The following is a 16,377-nucleotide window of genomic DNA, read 5'->3' as shown; positions in this document are numbered from 1 at the left end:
CTGTCTCCTGCCCCGGCCCGCTCCGTACGGGTACGGGGCGGGGGCAGGGGGCGGTCGGCCCGGGGCTCGCGGTGCGCTCAGTCGAGGTAGCCGCGGAGCTGGTCGGCGAACGCGTGGTCCCGCAGTTTGCTGAGGGTCTTGGACTCGATCTGGCGGATGCGTTCACGGGTCACCCCGAAGATCCGGCCGATCTCCTCCAGGGTGCGGGGCCGCCCGTCGGCCAGCCCGTAGCGCAGCTGCACCACCTTGCGTTCCCGCTCGCCGAGGGTGGAGAGCACCGCCTCCAGATGTTCGCGCAGCAGCAGGAAGGCGGCGGACTCGACCGGGGAGGCCGCGTCGCCGTCCTCGATCAGATCGCCGAAGGAGACGTCGTCCTCCTCACCGACCGGCGCGTGCAGCGAGACGGGCTCCTGGGCCAGGCGCAGGACCTCGCTCACCCGTTCCGGGGTCAGATCGAGCTCGGCGGCCACCTCTTCGGCGGTCGGCTCACAGCCGCGTTCCTGGAGCATCCGGCGCTGGACCCGGACGACGCGGTTGATGAGCTCGACGACATGGACCGGGACGCGGATGGTGCGCGCCTGGTCGGCCAGCGCGCGGGACATGGCCTGGCGGATCCACCAGGTCGCGTACGTGGAGAACTTGTAGCCCCGGGCGTAGTCGAACTTCTCGACCGCCCTGATCAGCCCGAGGTTCCCCTCCTGCACGAGGTCGAGCATCGTCAGCCCGCGGCCCACGTACCTCTTGGCGACGGAGACGACGAGGCGCAGGTTCGCCTCGATGAGCCGGCGCTTGGCCATCCGGCCCATGACGACCAGCCGGTCCAGGTCGACGGCGAGCCGGGAGTCGGGGTCCGGGGTGCTCGCGAGCCGTTCCTCGGCGAAGAGCCCGGCTTCCACGCGGCGGGCGAGGTCCACCTCGTCGGCGGCGGTGAGCAGGGGGATCCGGCCGATCTCGCGCAGATACTGCCGGAAGAGATCGGAGGACGGGCCGCCCGTTTCCGGTCTGCTGTGCGGCTCCGGGGGCCCGGGAAACGTCGACTCCTCCATGACCGCTTCGGGCTCCGGCGGCGGGTCCACCGCGGTCTCCGGGTGGTGCACGGCCCGGTTCTGCGCGGGAATGGCCGGGACATGCTCGGTCGTCGTCACGGTCCGGGTCTGCACGGGGGCGACCTCCAGGTGATCGCTGCCGGATTGCGGGGATGGAGGTCCGCCCTCGGTGGACCGATCGCGCTCCGATGACTCAGGCACCGGCCCCCAGTGTGGGGCACGACACATCGCTCCCACGAGGGGCGTGCGGCGACTTTCTGAGTCCGGTGTGTGACCGGGCGATTACGGACCCGCCCGCCCGGCGGCGCTGCCCCGGTGGGGTACCTGGCCGGGCCTCCGCGGTCCCCGGTGGGGCGGTGGGCGTAGGTCAGAGGGCGTCCGCGCCGTTGGCGCGGAGGGACTGGGCGTACTGCTGGAGCACCCATACCTCGTTCTGCGCGGCCGCCAGGTCGTCCGGCGCCACATTGCTGCCGAGGCGGGCGAGGCTGCCCTGGACATCGTTGATCCGGCGGTCCACGGCGCGCAGCCGGACCTGGACGAGCTGCATGCCCGCGTACGTCTCGTCGATGGACTTGCCGTGGAAGACCTCGACGGCCAGCTCGGTGACGAGGTTGCGCACGGTGTCGTTGGGGGCGGCGTCCAGGACGGCGACCAGATACTCACGGGTCTCGGCCAGGCCCTGTTCGGCGCCGCCCGCCTCCGCGACGCACTGCCGTACGGCGGCGTACGGCGGGGCCGTGAACTCGTCGATCCCGTAGGCGTCGAAGGCCGGGGAGACCAGCGCGGGCTTCTGGAGGGCGAGCTTGAGCAGCTCGCGCTCGGTGCGGTGGGCGGGGCTGCGGAGGTTGAGCGCGGGGCCGGAGGGGGCGGTGGGGGCCTGGACGGTCTGCGGGGTGCCCTTCCGGGACGGTCCGCCGGGTCCGTTGCCACGCTCGCCCCGGTCACCACGGTCGTTGCGGGCCCAGCGGGCGAGCTGCGCGACCCGGTGCACGACGAATTCCTGGTCGAGGATGCCGACGAAACCGGCGAGCTGGACGGCGACCTCACGCTGCACACTGCTCGTCTTGATCTTCGCGACGACGGCCGCGGCCTCGTCGAGCGCCGCGGCGCGGCCCGCGGGCGTCTCCAGGTCGTAGCGCCGGACGATCTGGCGCAGCGCGAACTCGAAGAGCGGGGTGCGGGGCTCGACCAGGTCGCGGACCGCCTCGTCGCCCTTGGCCAGCCGCAGGTCGCAGGGGTCCATGCCGTCCGGGGCGATGGCGATGTACGTCTCCGCGGCGAACTTCTGGTCGTCCTCGAAGGCGCGCAGGGCCGCCTTCTGGCCCGCCGCGTCGCCGTCGAAGGTGAAGATCACCCGGGCGCTGCCGTTGTCCATCAGGAGACGGCGCAGGATCTTGATGTGGTCGTTGCCGAAGGCGGTGCCACAGGTGGCGATGGCCGTGGTGACTCCGGCCAGATGACAGGCCATGACGTCGGTGTAGCCCTCGACGACGACGGCCCGGCTGGCCTTGGCGATGTCCTTCTTGGCCAGGTCGATGCCGTACAGAACCTGGGACTTCTTGTAGATCGAGGTCTCGGGGGTGTTGAGGTACTTCGGGCCGTTGTCGTCGTCGCGCAGCTTGCGGGCGCCGAAGCCGACGATCTCACCGGAGGTGTCGCTGATCGGCCACATCAGCCGGCCGCGGAAGCGGTCGATGGGGCCGCGGCGGCCGTCCTGCGACAGACCGGAGGTGATCAGCTCCTTGTCGCTGAAGCCCTTGCCGCGCAGATAGCGGGTGAGGTGGTCCCAGCCCGCGGGGCTGTAGCCGACGCCGAAATGGGCGGCTGCGGCCTGGTCGAAGCCGCGGCCGGCCAGGAACTTGCGGCCGATCTCTGCCTCGGGGCTGTCCAGCTGCTCCACATAGAACTGGGCGGCGGCCTTGTGCGCCTCGATCAGCCTGATGCGTTCGCCGCGCTGGTGGGAGGGGTTGTAGCCGCCCTCCTCGTACCGCAGGGTGATGCCCGCCTTGGCGGCGAGGCGCTCGACCGTCTCGGAGAAGGTGAGGTGGTCGATCTTCATCACGAAGGCAAGGGTGTCGCCGCCCTCCTGACAGCCGAAGCAGTGGAAGAGCCCCTTGCTGGGACTGACCTGGAAGGAGGGGGACTTCTCGTCGTGGAAGGGGCAGAGTCCCTTGAGGTTTCCGCCGCCCGCGTTACGGAGCTGAAGGTATTCGGACACGACGGAGTCGATCGGGACCGCGTCCCGTACCGCCTTCACGTCGTCGTCATTGATCCTGCCTGCCACGAGTGAAGTCTACGGGTGGGCTCGGACAACCGGTCGCGCAAGCAGTGGCGCAAGCGGTCGCGCAAGCGGTCGCCCCGCAGCGACGGGCGGGGCGACCGGGGGCTACGATTCGCGCCCGTACGGTCCTTCGGACCTGGGGAACATGGGGTGGACATGCGGAACGGACGGCGCACGACGGTGCTGGTGGCGGCCGGTGCGCTGGTCGCGGGCGGGGTGCTGGCCGGAGGCGCCGCGCTGTGGTCGGCGTACGGCGGTACGGACTTCCCGGAGGTCGATCCCGGGATCGCCGCCTCGGTGGTGAAGGCCGACGCACGGCGGCTCCACTCGCTGGCCGCGCCCGGCACGGACACGGGCGGGATCACGCTCGGTTCGGACCACTGCTTCCCCGACGGGGGGACCGTGATGAAGCTCGACGAGCCCGTGGCCGGGGCGTACCGCGCGAATGCCCGGTGGCGTGTGGACGGCGTGGAGGAGTCCGACGCCATGGGCGCCGCCGACGCCGCGCGGGCCGGGCTGACGGAGGCCGGCTGGCGGATCACCCGGGACGACGACGGCGGGGAGGTCCGGCTGGAGGCCGAGCGGACCGCGACGGCGGGCGAGGGCGTGGCGGGCCGGCACACGGTGGGACTGCGGTGGACCCGCGCCTCCGGGCGGCTCGTCGGCACCGCCCTCGTCGAGTGCGCGCAGGCACCCGGGGCGCAGGACGACACCGCCTGGGAGCCGTACGGATAGTGCCCACCGGCCGCCTCGGCGTTTCGCCGGGAGTCGGTCTTCGTACGGCTTCCCAGGTGGCCCCGGGCGTTCCCGGGCGGCTCACGGATCTGCCGGCCCGGCCCCGGGCGGCTCCCGGATACGCCGGCGGCGGCCCCGGAGTGCCCGCGGCCCGGTGTCAGAGCAGGGATTCCAGTGGGACCGACGGGTCTCCCAGCGCCTCCGGGTCGAGCTGCTGTCCCGCCCGGATCAGCTCCTGGACGGTTTCGGTGACGTCCCACACATTGACGTTCATCCCGGCCAGCACCCGGCGTTCCTTCAGCCAGAAGGCGATGAACTCCCGCTTGCCCGCGTCGCCCCGGATGACCACCTGGTCGTAACTGCCGGGCGGGGCCCAGCCCGAGTATTCGAGGCCGAGGTCGTACTGGTCGGAGAAGAAGTACGGCACCCGGTCGTAGCTGACCTCCTGGCCGAGCATGGCCCGCGCCGCGGCCGGACCGCTGTTCAGCGCGTTGGCCCAGTGCTCGACCCGGAGCCGGGTGCCGAGCAGCGGGTGGTCCACGGCGGCGATGTCCCCGGCCGCGTAGATGTGCGGGTCGGAGGTGCGCAGGGAGGCGTCGACGGCGATCCCGCCGCCGTGCGCCCGCCCGGCCAGTTCGAGTCCGGCGGCCCCGGCGAGCCCGGTGCGCGGCGCGGCGCCGATCGCGGCGAGCACGTCGTGCGCGGGGTGCTCCTCCCCGTCGTCGGTGCGGGCGGCGAGGACCAGGCCGTCCTGGCCGATGATCTCGGTGAGGCGGGCGCCGAAGTGGAAGCGGACGCCGTGCGCGCTGTGCAGCTCGGTGAAGATCTGGCCCAGTTCGGGGCCGATCACCTGGTACAGCGGGGTCGATTCCGGTTCGACGACGGTGACCTCGGCGCCGTAGCCCCGGGCCGCCGCGGCGACCTCCAGGCCGATCCAGCCGGCTCCGGCGATCACCAGGTGGCCGTTGTCGCGGCCGAGCGCGGACAGGACGTTGCGCAGCCGGTCGGCGTGGGCGAGGCGGCGCAGGTGGTGGACGCCGGTCAGGTCCGTACCCGGGATGTCGAGCCGGCGCGGTTCGGCCCCGGTGGCGAGCAGCAGCTTGTCGTAGTGGATGACCGTGTTGTCGCCGAGCTGTACGGAGCGGGCGTAGCGGTCGATGGCCGTGACGGGCTGGCCGAGGTGCAGCTCGATGTCGGCGCCCGCGTACCACGACGTCTCATGGACGAAGACGCTGTCGCGCTCGTCGTTGCCGGTCAGGTACCCCTTGGACAGGGGCGGCCGTTCGTACGGATGGTCGCGCTCGTCGCCGATCAGGATCACCCGGCCGCTGAAACCCTCCGATCGGAGTGTTTCGGCTGCCTTCGCCCCCGCGAGTCCTCCGCCGATGATGACGAACGTCCGGTGTGCGTCGACCACTTGATGCCTCCTCAGTGCAGTGCTGTGCGGCGCCGCCACCTGCGAGCGTCCCGCACGCAGCGTGATGGCGAAAGAGGGTGTGCCCCGTTCAGGTCACACCCAGTGGTCATGGGTCCAGTCTGCCCACCCGGACCGGCACCGCATGGAGCAGGGTCCTCCGGTTGCGTACGGAGCCGGAATTCCCCGCGCGGCGCGGTACGGCTCCCAGCACACCACCTGCCCCGTTGCCGACGGCCGTCGGCGCGCCCCAGTGCCGCGGGACACTCCCGGACGGGGAGCAGGTGACGGTGGAGCGGGAGGCGGGGGCACGACGGGGCGGACGGCGGGAAGGGACGGTGACCGGCTCAGCGGTGACGGGCCGTGAGGGCGGCGTGCAGGGAGCGGGCGGAGGCGTCGGTGAGTGCGGCGATCTGGTCGACCAGGACCCGCTTGCGGGCGCGGTCGTCGGGCGCGGCGTCGTGCAGGGCCCGGAACTGCGGCTCCAGGCCTTCCGGGGCGCGGGCGGTGAGAGCGGCGGCCAGCTCCGCGATGACGATCCGCTGGTCGGCGCGGATGGCCTCCTGCTCGGCGCGCTGCATCACATAGCGGTCGGCGACGGCCTTGAGCACCGCGCACTCGTTGCGGACCTCGCGCGGGAGCACCAGCTCCGCGCCGTACCGGCCGAGCCGCCCGGGGCCGTACACCTCGCGCGTCGCCGTCTCGGCCGCCTGGCAGAAGCGGCCGATGAGCTGGCTGGTGGCGTCCTTCAGCCGGGCCTGGGCCACGGCCGAGCCGTCGTAGCCGTGCGGCCACCAGTCCTGGTCCAGCAGCCGGTCCAGGGCGTCGGCGAGCTCCTGCGGTTCGGTGTCCGCCGGTACGTAGCGCCCGATGGCGACGGCCCAGATCTCGCGCCGCTCGGGCTCGGCGTACAGGCAGTTGGGGTCGATGTGCCCGGCGTGCAGCCCGTCCTCGACGTCGTGCACCGAATACGCGACGTCGTCGGACCAGTCCATGACCTGGGCCTCGAAGCATGTGCGGTCCCGCGGGGCGCCCTCGCGGGCCCACTCGAAGACCGGCAGGTCGTCCTCGTAGACCCCGAACTTCGGGGAGCGGGCGTCGGTGGGGTGGGCGCCGCGCGGCCAGGGGTACTTGGTGGCGGCGTCCAGCGCGGCCCGGGTCAGATTGAGCCCGACGCTGACCAGTTCCCCGGTCCGGGTGTCGCGGACGAAGCGCTTGGGTTCGAGGCGGGTCAGCAGGCGCAGCGACTGGGCGTTGCCCTCGAAGCCGCCGCAGTCCGAAGCGAAGTCGTTGAGCGCCTGTTCGCCGTTGTGCCCGAACGGGGGGTGGCCCATGTCATGGGCGAGGCAGGCCGTCTCGACGAGATCGGGATCGCAGCCGAGCGCGGCACCGAGCTCACGGCCGACCTGGGCGCACTCCAGGGAGTGGGTGAGCCGGGTCCGGGGACTGGCGTCCCAGGCGCTGGAGCGGGTGCCGGGCGTCACCACCTGCGTCTTCCCGGCCAGTCTGCGCAGCGCAGCGGAGTGCAGCACCCTGGCCCGGTCGCGCTGGAAGGCGGTGCGGCCGGGCCGCTTGTCCGGCTCGGTGTCCCAGCGCTCGGTGTCGGCCTGCCCGTACGGGCCCGTTCCGACATCCTGTGCGGCTTGTGTGCCGTGTGCCCGTTGCGCCCCGCGTGCGCCCTGTGTCCCGTCCATGCTCCCGACAGTAGCGACCGGGACCGACAACGGGTCACGCGCGGGCCGGTGAGACACGCGGGCCCGGGAGGCCGGTGTGTGCCGTCAGGCGGAGGCCCGCGTCCGTTCGTCCGCAGGGGCGCCGTGGGCCACCGCCCGGTCGTACCGGTGCAGCAGCAGCCGGACCATCGCCGGATGCGCGCCGAGCGGGGCGGCGGCGATCCCCGGTGCGGCGTCCGCGGCGGCGGCGGCGAACCGGCCGGGCGCGGTGAAGTACGAGGCGACGGCGACCCGGTGACGGCCCCGGGCGGCCAGCGCGCGCAGGGCGACGGGCACGGTGGGCGTCGCGGCGGAGGCGTACGCGGGCACCACGGGCACCCCGCCCAGCCGTTCGCCGAGCATCCGGGCGGTGCGCCGGGTGTCGAGCACCGAGTCGGGGTCGCGGGACCCGGCGGCGGCGAGCACGACGGCTGCGCTGCGGCTGCCCGGGTCACCGGGCCGCCAGCCCGCCTCCACGAGCCGCCCGTACAGCGCCTCGACGAGCAGCGGGTGCGGCCCGAGCGGCGCGGCGATCCGGCTCCGCAGACCGGGCTCGGCGGCCGTGGCCCGGGGCAGGTCGTGCTTGACGTGGTGGCCCCGGCCGAGCAGCAGCGGTACGAGGACGGCCTCGCCGGTTCCGACCCGGGCCAGTGTGTCGGGCAGCAGGGGCTCGTTCAGCTCGATGTGCCCGAGCCGGACGTCGAGCCCGGGGCGTATGTCCCGTACCCGGTCCAGGAGGCCGAGGACCGTGCGCAGCGCCCGCGGGTCGCGGCTGCCGTGCGCGACGACGACCAGGGTGGGGGCGGGGCGGACGCCGGTGCCGCCGCGGGCGGGTCGGGCGGGTTGCCGGGTGCGGGGCATGGCCTGCGGGTTCCGTTCAGGGAGACGAGGCTGAGCTGGGTGCCGAGCTGTGCGGTGACGCGGGTGAGGAGTTGCGCCGTGCTGTCGAGAGGCACTGGCTCGCGAAGGTGTTCCGGTGCGGGCTCCGTCATGCGCCGATGGTGCCGGACGGAGGTTGCCGGGCCGTTGCGTGGCCGTGACGGGTGTTTTCCGCAGCCTCACGACCGGTCCGGAGGCGGTGTCAGCGCTCGGCGGCGGGCGGTGGTTTCCCACGTCGGCGAACCTTTTGGCCGTTTTGCTCGTCCGAGCAGGTGGGACCGCACAACAGATCGACAGGGGGGGTTCCCATGCGAGGCGAGCGAGGCGAGCGGCTGAAGTGGCCGGAACGGCTGAAGCGACGTAAGGAGCCGGAGGAGCCGGAGGAGCGGGAGGGGTTGGTGCGGTCGGAGGGGCCGGAGGAGAAGAGGCCGGAGGAGAAGCCGAATCGTGAGCCGGAGCCGGCCGGGCGGCTTCGCCGGCCGTTCCGGCTGTCGCTGCCACGGACACTCCCGTCGTCTCTGTCGCTTCCGCTGCCCCGTACCCGGCGTGCGCAGCGACGGGTGGCGCAGGGGCTGATGCTCGCCTGCGTGGTGGCGATCGCGCCCGCGACCTGGATGCACACCACCGCCGACGCCCGGGTGCGGACCACGGCCGACGCACCGGCCCGGGAGGTCGCCATGGTGTTCGGGGCCGGTCTGTGGAAGGGCCGACCGTCGCCGTACCTGGCGCACCGGCTGGACGCGGCGGCCGAGCTGTACCGGACCGGCAAGGTGAAGGTCGTGCTGGTCACCGGGGACAACAGCCGGGTGGAGTACGACGAGCCGGACGCGATGCGGACGTACCTCACGGAGCGCGGGGTGCCGGACGCGCGGATCGTCAGCGACTTCGCCGGCTTCGACACCTGGGACTCGTGCGTACGGGCCAAGAAGATCTTCGGCGTGGACCGGGCCGTACTGGTGAGCCAGGGCTTCCACATCCGCCGGGCCATCGCCCTGTGCCAGTCCGCGGGGATCGACGCGTACGGGGTCGGGGTCGACGCCAAGCGCGACGCGACCTGGTACTACGGCGGGGCACGGGAGATCCTCGCGGCGGGGAAGGCGGCCCTGGACGCCACGTTCAGGCCCGACCCGCACTTCCTGGGACCCGAGGAGACCGGGGTCGCGGAGGCACTGGCCGCCGGCCGGCGGTGAGCGCCCCGTCCCTGGCCGCCGGCCGGCGGTGAGCGCCCTGTCCGTCGTCGGACGCCCACCGAAGTCCCCGGCGAAGACCTCGTCGAAGTCCCCGGCGAAGACCTCGTCGAAGTCCCCGGCGGATGCCTCGTCGGTCGCCTCCGCCGGACGCCCCCTCCGGGCCGCGCCCGCCCGACCTCACCGGGCCTCCCGCGGCGGGCTGAGGTGTGCGTACCGGGAGCGTAACCGGAGGCCGTGGCACTCGTAATACCCGGCCCGCACGCTGGGCGCATGGTCAGCACCGAGACGCCCACCCACTGCCCGTACTGCGCGCTCCAGTGCGGGATGACGCTGCGCCCGGTCGCCGACGGCACGGTGGCCGAGGTCGTGGAGCGCACCGATTTCCCCGTGAACCGGGGCGCCCTGTGCGGCAAGGGCAGGACCGCGCCCGCCGTGCTCCGGGCGGGGGTGCGGCTGACGTCACCGCTCGTGCGCGACGAGGACAGCGGCGAGCTGGAGCCGGCCGGCTGGGACGAGGCGCTGGGCCGGATCGCCGACGGGCTGCGCGGGACACGGGCGGCGTACGGAGCGGACGCCGTGGGGGTGTTCGGCGGTGGCGGGCTCACCAATGAGAAGGCGTACGCGCTCGGGAAGTTCGCCCGTGTGGTGCTCGGCACCTCGCAGATCGACTACAACGGGCGCTTCTGCATGTCCTCGGCCGCCGCCGCGCACCAGCGGGCGTTCGGGCTCGACCGCGGGCTGCCGTTCCCGCTGGAGGACATTCCCCGCAGCGGGTGCGTGATCCTCGTCGGGTCGAATCTCGCCGAGACCATGCCGCCCGCGCTGCGCTACCTGACGGAGCTGAAGGAGAACGGCGGGCGGCTGATCGTCATCGACCCCCGCCGCACCCGGACCGCGGAGCACGCGGATCTGCATCTGGCGCCGCGTCCCGGGACCGATCTGGCGCTCGCGCTCGGGATGCTGCATCTGGTCGTGACGGAGGGGCGGGTGGACGAGGGCTTCGTCCGGGACCGCACGAACGGCTGGGACGCCGCCCGGCCCGCCGTCATGGCGCACTGGCCGGAGCTGGTGGAGCGGATCACCGGCGTGCCGGTGCCGGGGCTGCGCGCCGCCGTGGAGCTGTTCTGCGGGGCGGCGAGCGGGATGGTGCTGACCGCCCGGGGGCCCGAGCAGCAGGCCAAGGGCACGGACACGGTGGGCGCCTGGATCAACTTCTGCCTGGCCACCGGCAGGGCGGGCCGCCCGCTGTCCGGCTACGGGTGTCTGACCGGGCAGGGCAATGGGCAGGGCGGCCGTGAGCACGGCCAGAAGGCCGATCAGCTGCCCGGCTACCGCAAGCTCACCGACCCGGCGGCCCGTGCCCACGTCGCGGGTGTGTGGGGAGTCGACCCGGACTCGCTGCCGGGGCCGGGGCGCAGCGCCTACGAGCTGCTGGACGCGCTGGGGCGGGATGTGCGGGCGCTGCTGGTGATGGGCTCCAACCCGGTCGTCTCCGCGCCGCGCGCCGGGCATGTGGAGCAACGGCTGCGGTCGCTGGACTTCCTCGCGGTCGCCGATGTGGTGCTCTCCGAGACGGCGGCGCTGGCCGATGTCGTGCTGCCGGTGACGCAGTGGGCGGAGGAGAGCGGGACCACCACCAGCCTGGAGGGCCGGGTGCTGCTGCGGCGGCAGGCGGTCACCGCCCCGGACGGGGTGCGCAGCGACCTGGAGGTGCTGCGCGCTCTGGCGGCGCTGCTGGGGCACGGTAAGGGGTTCCCGGCCGCGCCCGAGGAGGTCTTCGACGAGCTGCGGCGCGCCTCGGCGGGCGGTCCGGCCGACTACGCGGGCATCAGTTACGAGCGGATCGCGGCCGAGGACGGGGTGTTCTGGCCCTGCCCGGACGCGTCGCACCCCGGTACGCCCCGGCTGTTCCTGGAGCGGTTCGCCACCGAGGACGGGCGGGCCTCCTTCGTACCGGTCACGCACCGTCCGGCCGCCGAGGAGACCGACGCGGAGTATCCGGTGGTGCTGACCACCGGGCGGGTCGTCTCCCAGTACCAGTCGGGGGCGCAGACCCGCCGGGTCGCCGAGCTGAACGCGGCTGCCCCGGGTCCGTTCGTCGAACTGCATCCACGGCTCGCGGACCGGATCGGGGTGGCCGAGGGCGACCCCGTGGAGGTCACCTCGCGGCGCGGGCGGGCTGTGGCGCCCGCCCGGATCACCCTCTCGATCCGGCCGGACACCGTCTTCATGCCGTTCCACTGGGCGGGTGAGGGCCGGGCCAACACTCTGACCAACCCGGCCCTCGACCCGGTGTCCCGGATGCCGGAGTTCAAGGTGTGCGCCGTCCGGGTGGCGGCGGTCGCCCGGTGATCCACCGCCCGTCGGGGATGAGGATGCCGCTGGTGCGCAGGGAGCGGGTGACGGCCGCCGCCGCCAGATAGACCCAGGCGCGCACCGGCCGCTCCCCGGCCACCGGGGCCTCGGCTCCCCCGGCCCCGGCTCCCGGGTCTCCGGCCACCGGGTCCCCGGCCACCGGGAACTCGACCGTCCGGATCACCCGCTCGTACAGGTTCCGCGGGTGGTCGGGCCCCAGGTACTCCTCCAGGTGGTCGAGCAGCCCCAGCAGTTCCCCGTACACCCCAGGCACCGCCGTGATCAGGGTGCCGTGGACCGCGCCGTGGCCCTCGACGGCGTACGGGTAGCCGGGCCCGTCGTAGAGCAGGGCGCCCGGCAGCACGGCAGGCCGCTCCCCGGTCGTCCGGCCCCGGAGGAAGAGGTCGTGGTTGGGTTCGCCGGGAAGCAGCGTGCCGTACACGAAGAACGGCAGCTCGGCGGCGGTCCCGGCACCGGCTTCGGTGAGGCTCACAGCGGCCGTCACAGGGCGGTTTCGGGCGCCGTCTCCGCCATCACCCAGCCGAGGTAGCGGGCGCTGCCGCGGACCACGGGGATCGCGATGATCTCCGGGACGTCGTAGTCGTGCGCCTCCTGGATGTGGTCCTCCAGCTCGTCGTAGCGCTCGGCCGTCGTCTTGAGGAACACCTGCCACTCCTCGTTGGTCTCGATGGCGTTCTGCCACCGGTAGACCGAGGCGACGGGCGCGGAGATCTGGGCGCAGGCGGCGAGTCGTGCCTCCACCGCGCCCCGGGCCAGGGCGTGGGCCTTTTCCTCGCTGTCCGTCGTGGTCAGCACGGTCAGCCATGCCGGCGCTGTCATCGTCGCTCTCCTCGGGTCACGGAGGGGCTCGCGCCCCCCTTGTCTCAGCCTCCCCCCGATTGTCGGTCCGGACCGGCTCAGGCGCCGTACGGACGCCGAGCCTTGGCCTCGCGCAGGGCCTGGCCCCACCACACCACCTGGTCGAGCAGCCCCTTCGCCGCCGCGTCGGCCTCCGCCGGGTCCTTGTGCCGTCCTTCGTCGTCGAAGAGCGCGCCCGCGTTGTGGAAGGAGACGGTGTCGCGCACGGTGACGGTGTGCAGTTCGGCGAAGACCTGACGGAGGTGTTCGACGGCCCGCAGTCCGCCGGAGACCCCGCCGTACGAGACGAAGGCGACGGGCTTGGCCTGCCATTCGAGGTGGTGCCAGTCCATGAGGTTCTTCAGCGAGGCGGGGTAGGAGTGGTTGTACTCGGGGGTGAGGACGACGAAGGCTTCGGCCGCCGCCAACCGGGGCGAGACCTGGGCGAGTTGGGCGGCTCCCGCAGGGCTCGGCTGGAAGGAGAGGGTGTACGGGAGGTCGAGTTCGGCAAGGTCGATCAGGTCGGTCTCGATCTCCGGACGATCTGCCGTGCGGGCGAGGAACCAGTTGGCGACAACCGGCCCGAAGCGCCCGTCGCGGGTGCTGGCGAGAATGACGGCCACCTTGAGCGGGGTGGTGGCCGTGTCGGTCGATACGTGGGTGTCGATGTCCATGCGGGAGAGACTCGTGCCTCAACCACGGTTGAGGTCAAGCCCGTCGCCCACGGATGTCCGGCATACGGTGGCGGTATGACAACTCCCGCACCGGCGCTGTACGTCGAGGTCGATGGACACCCGGCCACCGAGGCGGATCTGCGGATCCCGGCCTTCTTCGACTACGGCCACTTCACGGCCATGCAGATCAGGGACGGGAAGGTCCGCGGCCTCGCGCTCCACCTCGCCCGGCTGGACAGCGCGAGCCGGGAGCTGTTCGAGCTCGCACTGGACGGGGAGCACGTACGGGGGCTGATCCGGCACGCCCTGGACGGCGCCGGGGTACGGGACGCCTCCGTCCGGGTCCACGGCTTCCTGCCGCCGGGCCACACGGAGTCGACGCTGATGGTCACCGTGCGCCCGCCCGCCCGGATGAGCGCCGAGCCGAAGAGCCTGATGTCCGTGCCGTACGCGCGGGCGGTGCCGCACATCAAACGCCCCGGCGAGTTCGGGCAGACCTACTACGGCCGGCTGGCCGGGCGGTCGGGCTTCGACGAGGCGCTGCTGACCGCGCCCGGTGGCGTGGTGACCGAGGGCGCGATCACGAACATCGGCTTCTGGGACGGCACTTCGGTGGTCTGGCCGCAGGCACCCGCACTCATCGGCATCACGATGGCCCTGCTGGAGAGCGGACTCGCCGGGTCCGGGCGGCCCTCGGTGCGGCGCCCGGTGACACTGGACGGCCTCGGCCCGTACCGGGCGGCCTTCCTCACCAACTCGCAGGGGATCGCCCCGGTCCGGCGGATCGACGACACGGAGTTCGCGGTCGACGAGGAGCTGATGAGGCGGCTGGCCCAGGTGTACGAGGGCGCCGTCCGGGACACCGTCTGAGCACCGGGGAGCCCGCGGACCGCCCGGCGGCGTCGAGCCGACAGCCCGGAACCGGTGACGCTGAGCCGGCGGCCCGGACCGGCGGCCCGGCCGGTGGCGCTGAGCCGGCGGCGCCCGGCCGGTGCAGGAGCATGGGGGCATGCAGATCCACATCGAAGCCTCAGACCTCCCGGGCCGCACCTGCGGCCCCGACACCGACTTCTCCGGTTTCGACAACATCCATGTCGGCGTGCAGCGCAAGGACCGGCCCGGCGAGCTGCTGTGCCCGCACCCCGGTGACGCCCCGTCCGCCGCCTGGACGCTGGACTGCACGGCCACGCCCACGGAGGACGGCATCGAGATCACCGGGCCATACATCCAGAACAGGCTGGGCGGGCGCTTCGTCTATCTCTCGTGGGGGACGGTGGACGACGCGGGGGTGTTCACCATGTTCCGGCGCGCCAAGCTCCTGTTCGCCGACATCGATCCGGCCGTCCTCGAAGCCGCCGCCCGCACCGGGCACCTCACCGCACGGCTGCGGCTCACCGACGCCAAGGGGCAGCCGCTGTGCGCCCGGGTGCGCCCGCCGCACATCACCTGGAGCGCCACGGACGGCACATGACACCGCCCCCACCCGGGCCCAGGGGGGATGGGCCGGGTGAGGGCGGTTGCCATGGGGGCGGCGGTCGGTATCCGTCCCGTGGGGGGTGTCAGACGTGTTCCCGTCACCGTCACGGGCATTCCTGTGACCTGCGTCACACCCAAGGTGTGCGCCATATCGGCGCCGTACGTCTCACTCGATCGGCACCGCGCACCGGCGGCCCGACCGATCGGCCCAGCCGCACCGCCGCGACCTGCGCGGACGCCGTCCGGGCGAAGCGCCGCAGCGGGCCGTACGGGTGAAAGCTGAGCGGGCGTCAGAAGGCACGGGCGGCGGGCCACCCGTTATGTCGGAGGCAGGACACACCCGTTCGCGCCCGTCTGCCGGAGGAATCCCCATGCGCAGTCCTGCCCGCCTGGTGACAGGCACCGCCACTGCCGCGCTCACCGTCTTGGCGCTCGGCCTCACCCTCGCCGCCCCGTCCGCGTACGCGGGTGACCTCGGCCGGCTGGAGATCACCCCGGCGTCCGCCGCACCGGGAGCCACGGTCACCGTGAGCACCACCGCGTGCGGCCCCAAGGGGTCGGGCATCGGCGACGCGAACTCCCTGGAGGCCGGAGACTTCGAGCTGCGCCCCGGCACGCACAAGGAGTCCGCGGTGGGCCAGTTCACGGTTCCGCACGACACCGAGCCCGGCACGTACGACATCGCGGTCTCCTGCGACAACGGCAAGGAGGCCACCGGCGAGTTCGAGGTGATCGCGGGCGGGAAGCACACCACCCCGCCGGAGACCCGGCCGGAGACGCGGCCGGAGGCGAAGCCCGAGTACGAGCGGCCCTCCGGGCACGTCAGGACCGGCGTCGGCGGCAGTGTCGGGCCCGACACCACGCAGATCACGGCGGGCGTCGGCGTTCTCGCCGCGGCGGCCGTCGGCGGGGTGTGGCTGATGCGCCGCCGCCCCGACGGCGGCCAGGGCGGCTGAGACAGCGGCGGGACCCCGCGGCTGATACAGGGGCGGGGGCCCCGCCCCTGCGCGACGGCAAGCCACGACCAAGGACGACGACGTGTCCGAGAAGGCGCAGAAGGCCAAGGGCTGGCTGGTGGGCATCGCCGTACTGAGCGGCATCTGGCTCGTCCAGAACGGCTCCGGCACCCAGGTGGTGCCGCCCCAGCCGTCCACCGCCCAGGCCTTCGCCGCCGGGCCCCAGCTCCAGCCCGGCTCCCCCGTCGCCGCACCGCTGCGGCCCTCCGCGCCGGTCCGGATCCGCATCCCGGACATCGATGTGGACGCGCCGATGATGCGGCTGGGTCTGGGCGCCGACGGCAGCCTCGACGTACCGCCGGACGGCAACCGCAACATCGCCGGCTGGTACAAGGACGGTGTCCCGCCCGGCGCCAGGGGAACCTCCATCGTCGCCGGGCACGTGGACAACGCGCGGGGGCCCTCCGTCTTCTACGCGCTGGGGGCGCTGAAGAAGGGCACCGGGGTCGAGATCCTCCGCGAGGACGGACGCACGGCCGTCTTCTCGATCGACGCGATCGAGGTGTACGAGAGCGAGGACTTCCCGGACCAGCGGGTGTACGGCGACTCGCCGCACGCCTCACTGCGGCTGATCACCTGCGGCGGCGGCTTCTCGGAGGAGACCGGCTACCAGGGCAACGTGGTCGCGTACGCGCACCTCACCGAGGTGCGCTGACCACGAGCGGACCGGGGCGCGGGCGGGCACGGTCGCAGGCGCAGGCGCACGGGCAGGCAAGCAGGCGGGCGCGGGCGCACGGGGCC

The 16,377-nt window shown here is 73.2% G+C and carries 15 protein-coding genes; 7 read left to right on the top strand and 8 right to left on the bottom strand.

Translation table 11 applies throughout. The annotated features are described in order from the left end of the window. Window positions 1–77: 77 nt before the first annotated feature. Together ABT170_RS00160 and dnaG are read right to left on the bottom strand one after the other, a co-directional pair. On the bottom strand, window positions 78–1,160 hold the full coding sequence (locus tag ABT170_RS00160; protein ID WP_329943431.1) for an RNA polymerase sigma factor: 1,083 nt from the start codon (window positions 1,158–1,160) through the stop codon (window positions 78–80). Window positions 1,161–1,413: 253 nt separating this feature from the next. Continuing rightward, window positions 1,414–3,330, bottom strand: coding sequence for a DNA primase (gene dnaG, locus ABT170_RS00155; protein ID WP_351863134.1), 1,917 nt, complete (start codon window positions 3,328–3,330; stop codon window positions 1,414–1,416). A 153-nt stretch (window positions 3,331–3,483) separates the two neighbouring features. Here dnaG and ABT170_RS00150 point away from each other — a divergent pair, with 153 nt between their 5' ends. After that, on the top strand, window positions 3,484–4,062 hold the full coding sequence (locus tag ABT170_RS00150) for a hypothetical protein (RefSeq protein ID WP_351863133.1): 579 nt from the start codon (window positions 3,484–3,486) through the stop codon (window positions 4,060–4,062). A 157-nt stretch (window positions 4,063–4,219) separates the two neighbouring features. Here ABT170_RS00150 and ABT170_RS00145 read toward each other — a convergent pair whose 3' ends face one another. From ABT170_RS00145 to ABT170_RS00135, 3 genes are all read right to left on the bottom strand, one after another. Further along, window positions 4,220–5,479: an NAD(P)/FAD-dependent oxidoreductase gene (locus ABT170_RS00145; RefSeq protein WP_351863131.1), complete on the bottom strand. Its 1,260-nt coding sequence runs from the start codon at window positions 5,477–5,479 to the stop codon at window positions 4,220–4,222. Between the two features lie 344 nt (window positions 5,480–5,823). After that, complete coding sequence (locus tag ABT170_RS00140; protein ID WP_351863129.1) at window positions 5,824–7,170, bottom strand: deoxyguanosinetriphosphate triphosphohydrolase; 1,347 nt, start codon at window positions 7,168–7,170, stop codon at window positions 5,824–5,826. Between the two features lie 84 nt (window positions 7,171–7,254). Continuing rightward, window positions 7,255–8,049, bottom strand: a complete 795-nt coding sequence (locus tag ABT170_RS00135; protein WP_502970446.1) for a sirohydrochlorin chelatase — start codon at window positions 8,047–8,049, stop codon at window positions 7,255–7,257. A 326-nt stretch (window positions 8,050–8,375) separates the two neighbouring features. Here ABT170_RS00135 and ABT170_RS00130 point away from each other — a divergent pair, with 326 nt between their 5' ends. Beyond that, window positions 8,376–9,257, top strand: a complete 882-nt coding sequence (locus tag ABT170_RS00130; RefSeq protein WP_351863127.1) for a SanA/YdcF family protein — start codon at window positions 8,376–8,378, stop codon at window positions 9,255–9,257. Window positions 9,258–9,527: 270 nt separating this feature from the next. Next, entirely contained in the window at window positions 9,528–11,609 is a 2,082-nt protein-coding gene (locus ABT170_RS00125; RefSeq protein ID WP_351863125.1) for a molybdopterin oxidoreductase family protein, read from the top strand. Here the strand turns inward: ABT170_RS00125 and ABT170_RS00120 are convergent. The 3 genes from ABT170_RS00120 to ABT170_RS00110 form a co-directional block, all read right to left on the bottom strand. Beyond that, window positions 11,569–12,117, bottom strand: a complete 549-nt coding sequence (locus tag ABT170_RS00120; protein ID WP_502970445.1) for a gamma-glutamylcyclotransferase family protein — start codon at window positions 12,115–12,117, stop codon at window positions 11,569–11,571. The two genes, ABT170_RS00125 and ABT170_RS00120, sit on opposite strands and share 41 nt — an antisense overlap. After that, window positions 12,114–12,452: a divalent-cation tolerance protein CutA gene (gene cutA / locus ABT170_RS00115; RefSeq protein WP_329943439.1), complete on the bottom strand. Its 339-nt coding sequence runs from the start codon at window positions 12,450–12,452 to the stop codon at window positions 12,114–12,116. The genes ABT170_RS00120 and cutA overlap by 4 nt, the downstream gene beginning before the upstream one ends. Before the next feature lie 77 nt (window positions 12,453–12,529). Continuing rightward, window positions 12,530–13,144, bottom strand: a complete 615-nt coding sequence (locus ABT170_RS00110; RefSeq protein WP_329943440.1) for an NADPH-dependent FMN reductase — start codon at window positions 13,142–13,144, stop codon at window positions 12,530–12,532. Window positions 13,145–13,219: 75 nt separating this feature from the next. On the opposite strand from ABT170_RS00110, the gene ABT170_RS00105 reads away from it, so the two are divergent. The 4 genes from ABT170_RS00105 (at window position 13,220) to ABT170_RS00090 (ending at window position 16,291) form a co-directional block, all read left to right on the top strand. Further along, on the top strand, window positions 13,220–14,014 hold the full coding sequence (locus ABT170_RS00105; RefSeq protein WP_351863121.1) for an aminotransferase class IV family protein: 795 nt from the start codon (window positions 13,220–13,222) through the stop codon (window positions 14,012–14,014). A gap of 139 nt (window positions 14,015–14,153) precedes the next feature. Beyond that, on the top strand, window positions 14,154–14,615 hold the full coding sequence (locus tag ABT170_RS00100; RefSeq protein WP_329943442.1) for a DUF5990 family protein: 462 nt from the start codon (window positions 14,154–14,156) through the stop codon (window positions 14,613–14,615). A 376-nt stretch (window positions 14,616–14,991) separates the two neighbouring features. Further along, window positions 14,992–15,576 carry a GVDTG sorting domain-containing protein gene (locus ABT170_RS00095; protein WP_329943443.1) on the top strand — a complete coding sequence of 195 codons (585 nt, stop codon included), beginning with the start codon at window positions 14,992–14,994 and terminating at the stop codon, window positions 15,574–15,576. An 82-nt stretch (window positions 15,577–15,658) separates the two neighbouring features. After that, window positions 15,659–16,291 (top strand): class F sortase, encoded by a 633-nt coding sequence (locus ABT170_RS00090; RefSeq protein WP_329943444.1) that lies wholly within the window; start codon window positions 15,659–15,661, stop codon window positions 16,289–16,291. Window positions 16,292–16,377: the final 86 nt, after the last annotated feature.

Origin of the sequence: Streptomyces sp. NPDC001787, assembly GCF_040297465.1 — a bacterium.
Classification (GTDB): Bacteria; Actinomycetota; Actinomycetes; order Streptomycetales; family Streptomycetaceae; genus Streptomyces.
The sequence above is the reverse complement of the archived record's forward strand: the minus strand, read 5'-3'. Positions and strand labels throughout refer to the sequence as shown.